General features: G+C 58.6%; 11 protein-coding genes. 7 read left to right on the plus strand and 4 right to left on the minus strand.

Going from position 1 to position 11,780, the window contains the following annotated elements; genetic code table 11:
- Positions 1-101: 101 nt before the first annotated feature.
- Positions 102-611: a ferritin-like domain-containing protein gene (locus NKH01_RS26835; RefSeq protein WP_353023247.1), complete on the minus strand. Its 510-nt coding sequence runs from the start codon at positions 609-611 to the stop codon at positions 102-104.
- Positions 612-756: 145 nt separating this feature from the next.
- Between NKH01_RS26835 and NKH01_RS26840 the strand changes: the two genes are divergently transcribed.
- The 6 genes from NKH01_RS26840 (at position 757) to NKH01_RS26865 (ending at position 6,752) form a co-directional block, all read left to right on the plus strand.
- On the plus strand, positions 757-1,137 hold the full coding sequence (locus tag NKH01_RS26840) for a hypothetical protein (RefSeq protein WP_353023249.1): 381 nt from the start codon (positions 757-759) through the stop codon (positions 1,135-1,137).
- A gap of 130 nt (positions 1,138-1,267) precedes the next feature.
- Complete coding sequence (locus NKH01_RS26845; RefSeq protein WP_353023251.1) at positions 1,268-1,621, plus strand: hypothetical protein; 354 nt, start codon at positions 1,268-1,270, stop codon at positions 1,619-1,621.
- Between the two features lie 998 nt (positions 1,622-2,619).
- Positions 2,620-3,003 carry a hypothetical protein gene (locus NKH01_RS26850; RefSeq protein WP_352778292.1) on the plus strand — a complete coding sequence of 128 codons (384 nt, stop codon included), beginning with the start codon at positions 2,620-2,622 and terminating at the stop codon, positions 3,001-3,003.
- 394 nt (positions 3,004-3,397) lie between these two features.
- A complete protein-coding gene (locus NKH01_RS26855) occupies positions 3,398-3,763 on the plus strand; it encodes a hypothetical protein (protein ID WP_023677855.1) in 366 nt (121 codons plus the stop codon).
- Positions 3,764-4,854: 1,091 nt separating this feature from the next.
- Positions 4,855-5,379 carry a YciE/YciF ferroxidase family protein gene (locus tag NKH01_RS26860; protein ID WP_023677856.1) on the plus strand — a complete coding sequence of 175 codons (525 nt, stop codon included), beginning with the start codon at positions 4,855-4,857 and terminating at the stop codon, positions 5,377-5,379.
- 206 nt (positions 5,380-5,585) lie between these two features.
- Complete coding sequence (locus NKH01_RS26865) at positions 5,586-6,752, plus strand: glycoside hydrolase family 1 protein (protein WP_023677857.1); 1,167 nt, start codon at positions 5,586-5,588, stop codon at positions 6,750-6,752.
- 139 nt (positions 6,753-6,891) lie between these two features.
- On the opposite strand, the gene glf is transcribed toward NKH01_RS26865, so the two are convergent.
- Positions 6,892-8,034 (minus strand): UDP-galactopyranose mutase, encoded by a 1,143-nt coding sequence (gene glf / locus NKH01_RS26870; RefSeq protein ID WP_353023274.1) that lies wholly within the window; start codon positions 8,032-8,034, stop codon positions 6,892-6,894.
- A gap of 2 nt (positions 8,035-8,036) precedes the next feature.
- A complete protein-coding gene (locus NKH01_RS26875; RefSeq protein WP_353023253.1) occupies positions 8,037-9,209 on the minus strand; it encodes a glycosyltransferase family 1 protein in 1,173 nt (390 codons plus the stop codon).
- Positions 9,210-9,608: 399 nt separating this feature from the next.
- Between NKH01_RS26875 and NKH01_RS26880 the strand changes: the two genes are divergently transcribed.
- Entirely contained in the window at positions 9,609-10,532 is a 924-nt protein-coding gene (locus NKH01_RS26880) for a glycoside hydrolase family protein (protein ID WP_353023255.1), read from the plus strand.
- Positions 10,533-10,764: 232 nt separating this feature from the next.
- On the opposite strand, the gene NKH01_RS26885 is transcribed toward NKH01_RS26880, so the two are convergent.
- Complete coding sequence (locus NKH01_RS26885; RefSeq protein WP_353023257.1) at positions 10,765-11,685, minus strand: ArsR/SmtB family transcription factor; 921 nt, start codon at positions 11,683-11,685, stop codon at positions 10,765-10,767.
- Positions 11,686-11,780 lie beyond the last annotated feature (95 nt).

Here is an 11,780-nt window from a genome sequence, read left to right on the forward strand (position 1 = left end):
ACCGCCTGCTAGGCGTGTTCGTTGCCCAGCGTTCACGAAGGGGGACGCGCTAGCGGACGAATCCCGATCACCCAGTTCACGGTCACTACGTTCCTACCCGATCACCGCTTGGCGCTGTCGCTGTCCGCTTCGGCCCGCGCAAGGAACTGCTCGGTCGTGGAGGGAAGACGGGATTTCAGCCAATCCGCCATCGCGACTTCCTCTCGCAGATTCTCTTCGCAAACCCGAAGAGCCTCCGTTTCGCCGAGCGATCGAGCAGCGGCAATCAGGATCGTGTAGGAGGCGATTTCCATGTGCTCGAACGTGTAGCTCGCGAGCGATCCTTTCATCACCTCGTCTCCAGCGAAGACGCCGCTCAGCGATTGCGCCATCGCCGTCAGCTTACCGCCAGCGTCCTTCATCGTGGATGAACCCTCGTCCATCTGATCGAGACAAGTCTTCAGCCGGGCAGCCTGCTGCTTCGTCTCGTCGAGGTGCTGTCGGATCCGGTCGCTCAGTTCGGGATAGTTCTCGATGCGACCCAACTGCCCGTTCAACATCGTTTCGGCCTGCTCTTCCATGGCATGGGCATCTCTAAGCCATTGGACAAACCATTCGCGGCTTTCTGACATCTCGAATCTCCTTTGCTACTTAAGGAAAAACTTTCGGAAGAAGACATTGTTCCGGAGCAAAGCCCGCCGAACGGCCCTTGACCGTCGCAGAGATCAGCGTCGTGGCGGGTCTCAATTCACCTCGCGAAAAATCCTGCAGCGATGCGTGGAAAAGGCCAAGATCGCGGAAGATCGGCGCAAGGAAAACGGCCCGTGGACGCTCGCCGCTGCGCCGCTCCATCACAAAGTCCAACTGGCACTGGCCGCTTCCTGGCCATCCGACGCGGCGACATACGGCGACATATTGAAGGTCCGCATGGCATACTGCGACCGCTGCATGTCGTTCCCGGCAAGTAAGAACGGCAAGCAGATGAAGCTACCAGCGCTCGGCGAAGCTGAAGTGGATTCTCGACGAGGCGCTGATCGCGGCCGCTGGCGCTCCGCATTGAGCCTTGTGCCTCACCGCGCCACCGCAGTCACAAGGAACGCGACGGCCTCTCCGCTCGTTGATTGCTTTTCGACTCGAGCCGCCGTCATGAGGTTCTAATATACGCCGGCCATCCTAAGGCTGACCTACGACCAGAGTTACAAAAGTTGAGCTTCTTGGGGGAACACTCTTTCTATCTGCCTGTTGGATTTGCCAGGCGCATCCCGCGCATTCAGACAGGAGAAAGAAGATGAAACGCATCCTTTTGGCTTCGGCCGTGCTGGCGGTGTCGGCCGGGCTTTCCTTTGCCCAGACGACCAGCGGAACTTCGAGCGGAACCTCGACGAGCGGAACCTCGACCACGACGACCATGCCCAGCACGACGGATCAGGGCACCGGCACGACGAGCAGCGGGACCAACATGTCCGGCGATCAGGGCACCGACACGACCACCACCAGCGGCACCACAAATCCGAACTCGGCCAGAGACTGCGCGCCCGGCCAGCAGACTGGCAGCGCTCAGCAGACGGCGCCAGGTCAGCAGGACACGGCAGCCAACACCGCCGCGCCAGGCCAGGTCAAAAAGACCGACGAAGGTTGCTGATTGGCACATCGGCAAAGGTTGGAATCACCAGCGTGTGGCTGGCTGATCTCCCCCGACCACCGCCTGAACTCAACTCGGCTGGCGAGCAAGTTCCCGCCAGCCGAGCATCAGTTTAGGAACCTTTGCGCTTGCTTGTGCTTTCAGTGGGGCACGCGTGGTTTCTTTTGCTTTCGGTCAGATAGTTATCCGTCTGCTCGCGCATCTTGCCTGAAGGGAGCTGCGGTCGCGCTCAGAGGAGAGCCGCGCTGTATTGCCGATAGCGCTAGAGCGAAGAAGCCCTACGGCAACCGGCAGTTGGACTGACACCAAGTTGGCTCCGAGAGCGTTGGGAACAGCCTGGCACGGCACGTTGCTCAGTTTGGACCTTCGCAAAGGATGCATGGAATGGCGAAAGACGTTTCTCGCGAGGAAGAGCAACGCGGCACCGGAAAGGTCCTCATCTGGGGCGCCGCGATCGCCCTTGTTCTCTTTGTTGCCCTGCTGGCCATATTCGTTCTGGGATAGTCCTGACTGCTGCAGCAGGATCTAACTTGGGTGCACGACGTTCTGAGCCTAGAGAGCTGCAGAGCCTACTTGGATCTTGAGCACCGTGGGGTTGAATGCAAGCTCCCGTGTGGTGCAAGTGACTGCTAGGCTTTCGCGGTTTTGGTGTCCTCTTCGGTTTAGATGCCGCGGGCCGACGTCACAGCAAGTGCGGCCTTCAGGCGCTGCTCCCGAAGCCGCGGTCTTTGCGTCTCGTGCCGCACGCTCAATGTCGGTCAATCCTCGTGCAGCATCCGAGGCGCGCTCGTCTCTGGCTTGTCTTTCTTTCTCGGTAGGCAACTTCCTACACTCCGATGTGCCAGCACAGTCGGCTGTCGGCACCCAACCATGGTCGCCATATCGTATTCCACGCCAACAGAAAAAACCCGCCTCGACTGCCGCTGAGCGCGCGCATCCCCGCCTCTGGAACGCTTCAAACACTTTGCTGTTGTTAAAGGCACCTGCAGGAGCCAGGCATGAGAGTATTCCAACGAATTTTGCCGCTCGCCGTGTTCGCGTTGCAACTCTTTGCCGTGCAGTCATTTGCTCAGACCGAGCAGCAAGATCTTCCGGGGCAAGGCGCATCATCGACAACCGAAGATGCCGAGGATGTCGGCGTCGACGTTTCGCTTGGCAGGCACGAAGTGAAACAGCAGATCGCACGGGAGCTTGGAATCTCCGAGGTGGAAGTGCCTCTGGCAGTTCATGTGCCTATCGAGCTCGCCAAGCGGGTCTGCGAGAAAGAGGTACTCGACGCACGCGCCAATGTGAACCGAAGCTGCACCGCGACGAAATACATCCCGGAAATTGCCGAAGCAGCACGAAATCGTCCGCAAACCTCTGCCGTTCCGGAGCAATAGTCGAAGACGAATACTATGGGATACAGAAGGGGTGCTTGGCTACTCTGGTCGATCGACAAAGCGCCCCCCGAAAGTGTGGAGCGCTTGCGCGTAAGTTTTCAGGCAGCGTCGATACCGCTTGGCTTCCCCAGAGGACGAATCAGTTTGGGGCCGTATGCTTCGACAAAAGGCGCACACCAGATTGCGAAGGCAACCTTCGACCGGTAGAGGCGGACACTGCTTGTTAGCAGCATCTTGATGATCGCCAGACTGACGAGCTTCTCTGGTCAGCATAGTAGCTTTTTGAGACTCCCCGCCCTTTTAGGTATACTTTCCCCTGACTGTCGACAATTGTTAGGGCGTCGTCAGCTGTGAGCGACCATCGCCCTTCCGCCCCGATCGGGAGACAGCGCAGATGGAAACCTCGTTCAAGAACGAACTGTTGCGGCGCCTGAGCGCACCGGATCTGACGTTGCTGCAGCCTCACCTCGAAGCCCGTCACTTGGGACTGAGGACGCACCTGGAGCAGACCTCGGTCCCGATTGACACCGTCGATTTCTTCGAGAGCGGTCTCGGGTTAATGGTGGCGAAGCTTCGGGCTGAGGTCGAGGCCGAGGTTGGCCTTATTGGCTTTGACGGTATGACCGGGGCAGCCCTGGTCATGGGTGAGGACCGGTCCCCACACGATTGCTTTGTTCAATTGAAGGCTGAAGCTATTGCTATAGACGCGCGTTGGCGGATCGTTCTTATGGGCAGCCCGAGGCGGAATACATCCGACTGATCGGGACGCCCCCGTTGCTCATGATGTCACCCGTGCTGCCCTCTCTCCCGTCGCTGACCACATTCGGGAGGTGGCGATTGGCACCTGTCAGGACGTTCTGGCAAGGGTTGTCCAACGGTATGAAACCGCAGTGGCGATCCAGGACAGGATCGTTGAACATTGCAAGGAGGTCGGATTAACACCGCAAGCAGATGAAGCTTTTTTGCAGGCCTTGTGGTTGTCGCTGGCGAAGGCCAGGACGGCCTTGGAGCGTGAGGTCCCCCCGGCACCGCTGCACCTGGCCAGCCGCTCTAGTCCTGGACAATTGCCGACCTCGTCGCGGTCAGCATGCCAGAATGTCGATGGCGGAAGCCATGAGGACCCCGATTGAATGTTCTCATTCGTTTGTGATCGGGGGTGCAAGTCAATCCGGCTCCAGCGCATGTTGGCCTCAGGAACAAACCGCCGTCGCATCCGTTCAGCATCGCGAAGGACGACACGGCTGTCCACGGCCTTTCCGGTACTGCAAAGGAGACATGACATGCTCGGTCCGCAGAGGGGGTTTTCGAAGACCATCTGAGGCTTCGCGCCGCTGGCGACATCGAGGAGGATCTTAGGTGCAACTATGCTGTGGACGTGGTCCTCTTGACCTCGAATTCGAATTTAGAGGCCATGATGCCGTCCGCCTGTCGTCCAAACGCCTGCGCGAGCAGCTGCCTCAAGGTGAGTTCAACTACATCGCAAAACAGGTCCGCGGCCCCTATACACTGCTGATCTGGTCGGCAACTTCGTCCAGGTTCGACGCCATTGGGGGCCCGAGAAGAGATCGGGAACCTTGATCAGGTGCGGGCAAAGGTCCCGTTGCGAAAAATGCGGCCGCAAGGACTCGATGACAGCGGAAACCCATCAGGCAGACGATCCTCATTCCGGAACTTCCGCAATGGAGCGCAGCCGAGATGCTCAAGCCGCTGCTGGCGCGGCGGACTGAAATCAGCGGTCAACCCGACCGTCGCTCGCTGTTGGCTGCCGGTGTGCCGTCGCCGAAGGAACAACAAGAGACTGGTCCAGTTAGAGCCATGCATGCGTCGATAGAAATGAAAGAGGAGATGACAATGGCGACAAAAAAAAGCTCTCAGGGCAGCTCCAAGGGCTTGGAAGACCTTTTCTATGATGGTCTGAAAGACATCTACTACGCCGAACGCAAGATTCTGACGGCGCTCCGGAAAATGGCAAAGGGCGCGGAGTCCGAAGAGTTGAAGGCGGCGTTCGAAAAACATCGTGACGAGACGGAAGGTCAGATCGAGCGTCTGCAGCAAGTTTTCGACGCCTTTGGCAAGAGAGCCCAAGGGAAAACGTGCCCGGCGATCGACGGCATCATCGAAGAAGGACAGGAGATTTTGGAGGAATTCGAGGAGGCTCCGGCATTGGACGCGGGTCTCGTGGCTGCAGCCCAGTCCGTCGAACATTATGAAATAGCGCGCTACGGGACTCTTGTCACATGGGCCGGGTTACTTGGCTTGAAAGACGCCGTCCCGCTACTCGAACAGACGCTCAAGGAAGAAAAAGCAACCGATGAGGCGCTCACCCGACTAGGCGAAACAGGCGTCAACGAACGGGCGATGCAACAGGCCGCATAACTTCGGATCGAATCGACGCGACCGCGGCCCCCGGCAGACGGGATTGGAGCTTGGTTGTATTCGCCAATCCAGGCACACGTGTACACCGCAGCCGCCGAGCCGTCGACGTGGTGGTGGCCGACCGGTTTCGACTAGGCCACCGGAACTGACAATGGGGGACTGCGAATGCGATTACTTGCCCACGCCTTGGGCGACAGGATGTTGGTATGAACGAGGATACCGCTCGTCGGCCCACGGCAGGCTCTTCCGGGTTCGACAGCTTTTTCATGGCTGGTTTCGAGTGTTCCTCCCACAGGCGCGCCGACGGGGCCCGTCTTGATCTGATCCGCGCGACCTCACATGACATCCATGCACATGCCGACTATCGCCGTTGTGCCGAGCTTGGGCTTCGCACGATCCGCGACGGCTTGCGCTGGCACCTGATTGAAACAGCGCCCGGAGTCTTCGACTGGTCGAGTTGGACGTCGGCGATCGAAGCAGCCCAGGCGGCCGGGGTGCAGATTATCTGGGATATCTTCCACTATGGCTCGCCAGACCATATCGACCAAGGTGGCCCGGGGTTTATCAAGGCCTACGTCCGTTTCGCCGCGGAAGCTGTTCGGGTTCATCGCTCCGCTACCGGGGTGGCTCCCCTGGTGTGCCCGATTAACGAGATTTCGTTTTTTGCATGGGCTGTGGAGGTCGGCTATTTCCCCCGCGTCGGGCCGAACAAGCGTGGATGGTTCAAACGACATCTTGTCAGGGCAGCGGTCGCCGGCGTGAGGGCCATGCGGGAGGCCGAACCCGGCTGCAGGTTCATCTGGGCTGAACCGCTGATCCATATTGCTCCTCGTGACCGTACTCACCCCGAGCGGCGGCGCGCCGAAAATGCTCGCCAGGGCCAATTCGAGGCGTATGACATGCTGATCGGGCGCGTGGAACCGGAGTTGGGCGGCAGCGAGGACGTTGTGGACGTCATCGGCCTCAACTTCTATCCGCACAACCAATGGTACTTGAATGGCCCAACGATACCGATGGGGCACCACGAATACCGTGCACTTTCGGAATTGCTGGTCGAGGTCGCCGAACGATACAAGAAGCCGATGTTCATCGCCGAGACCGGCGCCGAAGGTTCAGGCCGGCCAGCCTGGCTTCACTACGTTTGCGACGAAGTGCGCGATGCGACGAGCCTCGGTGCACCTGTTCAGGGTATATGCCTGTACCCGGTGACGGCCTACCCAGGTTGGGACAATTCGCGCCACGCCGAAGTCGGCTTGTTCTCCACCATTCATGCGGACGGCTCGCGCACTGTTCGCAAGCCACTTGCGGACGAGTTGGAGCGCCAGCGCCAATCGTTCTTGGCGTTTGAGGAACAACAAGCAAGCGCGCTATAGCCTCGCTGATACGAACAGTGCGCGCTTTTCAGCTGCATCAACAGCACAGCATATCTAGAGCTGTTCGCCGAGAAGCCGAGAAACATCGTTGGTCTCTTTGGCCGTGGGTCGCCCGACGCCGGTCAGGCCGGCGCATCATTCACTCGGCCGCCTCGCGCTGCGTCGGCGTGACGAGCATCCCGTTTGCTGGCAGGCGTGTCTGAATGCGCCCGAACGTAGCCAATGCCTGGCCGACCACCTGATCCATATTGTAATAGCGATATGTTGCAAGACGTCCGACGAACCAGACCTCCGGGCACGCCGCGGCCAAAGCTTCGTATCGTTTGTACAAAGCCTCGTTTTCGGCCCGCGGCACCGGGTAATAAGGATCTCCGACGTCGGTGGGGTATTCGTAGGTGAGGCTGGTCTTCGGACTCTGCTGACCGGTCAGATGCTTGTACTCGGTGATCCGTGTGTATTTTTCCGTCTGCGGATAGTTGACGACGGCGACCGGTTGAAACTGCTCGCAATCAAGCGTCGTGTGCTCAAAGCGCAGCGAACGGTAGGGCAAGCGACCAAGCTTCCAGTCGAAATACTCGTCGATCGGACCGGTATAGATCATCTGCTGGAAGGGGATCTTGTCGCGAATTTCGCGGTAGTCGGTCTGCAGCATGATCTTGATCTTGGGACTATCCAGCATGCGCTGAAACATGCGCGTATACCCGCCTGCCGGCATGTTCTGGAAGCTGTCGCCAAAATACCGATCGTCGCGATCGGTCCGGGTCGGGACTCGCGCCGTCACTGACTTGCTCAACTGGGAAGGGTCGACACCCCACTGCTTCCTCGTGTAGCCGCGGAAGAATTTCTCGTAGAGCTCTCTGCCTACTGTGCTCACCACGACGTCCTCGGCGGTGCGGACTTCTTTGACCGTTTCGCGTCGGAAAGCGAAGAAGTCCTGCAGCTGCTCGGACGTCAATTCAAGGCCGTAGAGGCGGTTTATGGTGTCGAGATTAATCGGTATCGGCAGCAGCTGTCCATCGACAAGCGACAGCACGCGATGTTCGTAAGGCCGCCATTGCGTGAATTGCGACAGATAGTCGACGATCGATTGGGCGTTGGTGTGAAAGATGTGAGGCCCGTAACGGTGAATTAGTATTCCCGCCTCGTCGTAGCAGTCATAGGCATTGCCGCCGACGTGATTTCGTCGGTCTATGATCAGGACGCTTTCCTGCCGTTGCGATGCGATACGCTCGGCCAGCACACTGCCGGCGAAACCGGCCCCTACGATCAACCAGTCGAACACGCTCACGCCCTCCTCAGGAATGGGACGACGCTCTTCATCGCATGGGCGCGCTCGATGTGGGCAGCCATCGCGCTCCAGGTCTTCTCCCAGGACATGTCGGCGAGGTAGGCGTCGGCCTTCTTCACCAGGAAATCGCGGGGGTGGGCCAGGATCGAGCGAAGCTTGGCCTCGATGTCCTCCGCCTCGACAATCTCGACAAGGCCTTCGACGCCGTAGGTACGCACAACGTCGACGATCGCCGTGGACAACACCGGCAGTCCTGCCGCAAGAAACTCGGGAGTCTTGGTCGGGCTGATGTAGCGGGTCGCTTCGTTGAGCGCGAACGGCATCCAGCCGACACTCCAATGCCGGAGGTAGCGTGGCAGGTCGGCATAGGACTTGCCGCCCAGCCAATGCAGGTTGCTTGCCGTGGGCAGCCTCGCCGGATCGATCTTGACCACAGGGCCGAGCATGACGAATTGCACGTCCGGCATTGCTGCAGCCGTCTCCGCTACCAATTCGACGTCGAGCCGCTCGTCAATGACCCCGAAATACCCCACTCTCGGGTGAGGTATGTTGGCCTGGTCGAGTGGGTCCTCACCCGGCTCTCTCGCCTGATGGAAATGTGCAACGTCGATGCTGCTTGGAAAAGCAAAGATCGAACGATGCAGGCTTCGCTTGGCCTCGTAAAGGCTCTGCCCGCCCGTGAAGACGACATCGGCACGTTGCAACAGCGCCTTTTCCAACTGCGTCAACTCTGCGGGAGCGTCTTTGAACGCGGAGAGTTCATCCATGCAGTCGTAGACGCAGACGTCACAGGCGAGATGATCGCTGAAGCGTAGCGCCATGGGCGTGTAATACCAGGTCGTCAATCGGTCATGCGGCGTGGAGGCGAGGATCTGATCGACGAACCTGCGCTGGATTGCGTCCGCCCTGGTCGCGGAAGTACCAACTGGGATCAGCGGCGTCACTATTCTGATCTTGGGGGTAATATTGTGCACCCGCATCGAAGGGTGGCGCCTCTCATCGAAGATCGGCTCTTCGAAGTAAATTAGCTGTTGCTGTTTTGACGCCAGGGTCAGAATGTGTTGTGGTCTCTGATATACGAAGTTCCATCGGAGGTGGGAAAAGCAAATTAAAATAGACGGTTGTACAGGGTTTTTTGGTGTTTTGGCCCGGCCCGCCGCCATTTCCATGTAGATTATCCTTTGATATAGTTACAAAATGCCTCGACTAACAAAAGTCAATCGAGGCAGCTTTGACATGAAGTTCGCAGCCTTCTATATAACTTCCATCCCGATAAGTTGTTCCATAGCTCCAAACTGTCTCGGGCGAGACCAGCCGTCCGCTCCACTTGCGACGGCTCAACAGAGAAGGGGCGAGCCGGCCGCCCTCATTCGATCCACATGATGAAGCCCCTCGCGTCAGGTCGGGCTCCCCAAATGTGGCCCTTTGCCACAGAGCGGTTCAAATCCTTCAATCGTTCAACAACCGTTCATCAGCGGAGCTATAAATACGCTTGGAATCGATTCATCTGAGTCGCGCCGGTGGTTCATTTGAATGGAGACCGAGACGAATCGAGGGATGGCTGGCGAATGAAGATCGACTTTGAAACCAACGTCTTTCCATTGTTTCACCCGCAGGCCGTGGATGATCTGAAGGACCCTTGTCCGGTGTTCGACGGCACGCTCTGGCACGTCTTCGGCTCCAGCGGCACCGTCACAACAGAGAGCTGGAAAATCCTCCACGCCACAGCGCCGGATCTTTATGGACCCTGGACAGAGCACGAGGCGATCGTTTTGCCGGTAACCGGATCTGGCATTGCGGCGCCCGGCGTCATTCATGAGTGCGGCGTCTTCCACATGTTTATCCAGACCGAATTCATGAAGTCCGGCGGACGTTGCGAGCACGCGGTGTCCAATGACGGCTTTCATTGGGTGGTGCTCAATCCGGCGATATTGTCGCTGCCCGACACCGATGAGGATGGCATCTACGATCCCCACCCCGCAATCGTCGGAGGCAAGCGCTATATCGTCTATTCAGGCATGCCCAAATTCACCAGGGTGCCCCAGCCTGATGTCTATCTGGCGCGCAGCCAATCCGATTCCTGGTTCGGGCCATGGAAACGTCTCGGCAAGATACTCGATCATCTCGACGTGCCACATCACAATGCGCGCGAGCACCCCGATTACGAATGGGGGATCGAAGGCGCGCAGCTCGTCGAGCTGCCGGACGGTCGTGTGCTTCTCAACGCCACCTGCTTCCTCCCCGAAGGTCCGCGCGGCAGCCGGCAGCGCGTCTTCTTCGCCATCGCCGATGACGTCAAGGGTCCCTACGTTTCCGTTGGCCCCGTTCTCGACCCTGGTGAGCCCGGCGAGAATGGCCATTCGACGGTGATGATCGACGGCCGGCAACTGACCTTGTTCTACCAGAGCAGGCGTGAGGCTACGAACCATCGCTGGCGGTTCGGGTTGGCTAAGTGTGACCTGGATCGGCATATACTTTCGAGAGTTGCCTAGATGGTAAGTTCCGGCATTTGCCGGAACGGAGGATGCTCTGGCTGTTGGTTGGTGGGACGGATCCCTTTGTACTGGTGATTGAGGGTAGCAGGGGATTCGCAGCCAGTGGGCAAAGCTTGCGACGAGGGATCTATACACGTCAGCCAAGCCGGTCGCCTCATGGACCGCGGTGCCAGCTGCAAGCCTAGCCTAGCATGAACTGTAACTGAGCGCAGCAACGCGGCCAGTCGATTCACGCGGTTTTGATCCTGAGCACAATGTCCTGATCGTAATTTCCAAAGCCCTTGCCGAAAATATTGATCCCGCCGGGGCGCTTGGCATCGTCCTTGACGCCGATACGGACGCGGATTGAATGATGGCTCTTCAGATCGAGTGCGGCGAGGCCGGTTTCGGAAATCCTGAGGCCGTCGACATAGGCGCCGTCATTGGCAATTCGCCAGTTCTTCAGCTTACCGTATTGCGAGCCCTTGAGCTTCCACCAGGAGGGCGTGAAGACGCCGCGCTTGTCACCGAAATCCCCCGGCGACGTCCAGGTGCCGACATCGACGCCATTGATCGTCAGCGTGATGTCCGACGGCCAATCGGCGCTGGTGCCCGGCACTTCCGAAGACAGCTCTATCGCCACTTCGAGTTCGGTGATCTCGGCATTAGCGAGCTTGGCATTATTGGGAAACTGGTATTCGACAAAACCGCGGGTGAACCATAGAAGCCCGGCTTTCATGCGGTCCGGATCGAGGAAAGTGTTCGGCACATCGAGCAGACCGATTATGCCGTCCGGCGAACAAAGGCCGCAGGGCGCGGTAACCTCGAAGCCGGTATAAAGCCCGATCGGCATCGACACTTCGATCGCGTCGTTCTTGACCGCACGATATTCGCTCTTGAACACGACGAGCACTTTTTCGGCGGTCGGATAGCAGATTTTCCGGTTGCCTTTCTTCGCTCTCTCGGTGCGGATCAGCCCCGCATCCTCCAGCACCTGGATGTTGGTCGAGACGGTCGACTGCGGTAGCGACAGCACGGCGGCGATTTCGTTGACATTCATCGGCCCCTTCTCATGCAGCAGTTTCAGCATCGAAATCCGCGCCGAGGAGGCAAGCCCCTTGAGCACGGCAATGCCTTCCTCAGGTTCAATCACCAGAAAATTGCGACTCATGAAATCGCCAGTCTATGCTCGTGACAGAGGTTATGGCTTCGCTCATTGCAACGGCGCTGACCGAAACGCCGAGCCGTTGATTTGGTTACATTAAG

The organism is Mesorhizobium sp. M1403 (assembly GCF_040317695.1).
GTDB lineage: Bacteria > Pseudomonadota > Alphaproteobacteria > Rhizobiales > Rhizobiaceae > Mesorhizobium.

Bases quoted from the DNA above. Each gene is read 5' to 3' on its own strand.
- NKH01_RS26875 (WP_353023253.1), bottom strand. From the start codon at position 9,209: ATGGAAATGGCGGCGGGCCGGGCCAAAACACCAAAAAACCCTGTACAA.
- NKH01_RS26865 (WP_023677857.1), top strand. From the start codon at position 5,586: ATGAACGAGGATACCGCTCGTCGGCCCACGGCAGGCTCTTCCGGGTTC.
- NKH01_RS26855 (WP_023677855.1), top strand. From the start codon at position 3,398: ATGGAAACCTCGTTCAAGAACGAACTGTTGCGGCGCCTGAGCGCACCG.
- NKH01_RS26860 (WP_023677856.1), top strand. From the start codon at position 4,855: ATGGCGACAAAAAAAAGCTCTCAGGGCAGCTCCAAGGGCTTGGAAGAC.
- NKH01_RS26880 (WP_353023255.1), top strand. From the start codon at position 9,609: ATGAAGATCGACTTTGAAACCAACGTCTTTCCATTGTTTCACCCGCAG.
- NKH01_RS26835 (WP_353023247.1), bottom strand. From the start codon at position 611: ATGTCAGAAAGCCGCGAATGGTTTGTCCAATGGCTTAGAGATGCCCAT.
- NKH01_RS26845 (WP_353023251.1), top strand. From the start codon at position 1,268: ATGAAACGCATCCTTTTGGCTTCGGCCGTGCTGGCGGTGTCGGCCGGG.
- NKH01_RS26850 (WP_352778292.1), top strand. From the start codon at position 2,620: ATGAGAGTATTCCAACGAATTTTGCCGCTCGCCGTGTTCGCGTTGCAA.
- NKH01_RS26885 (WP_353023257.1), bottom strand. From the start codon at position 11,685: ATGAGTCGCAATTTTCTGGTGATTGAACCTGAGGAAGGCATTGCCGTG.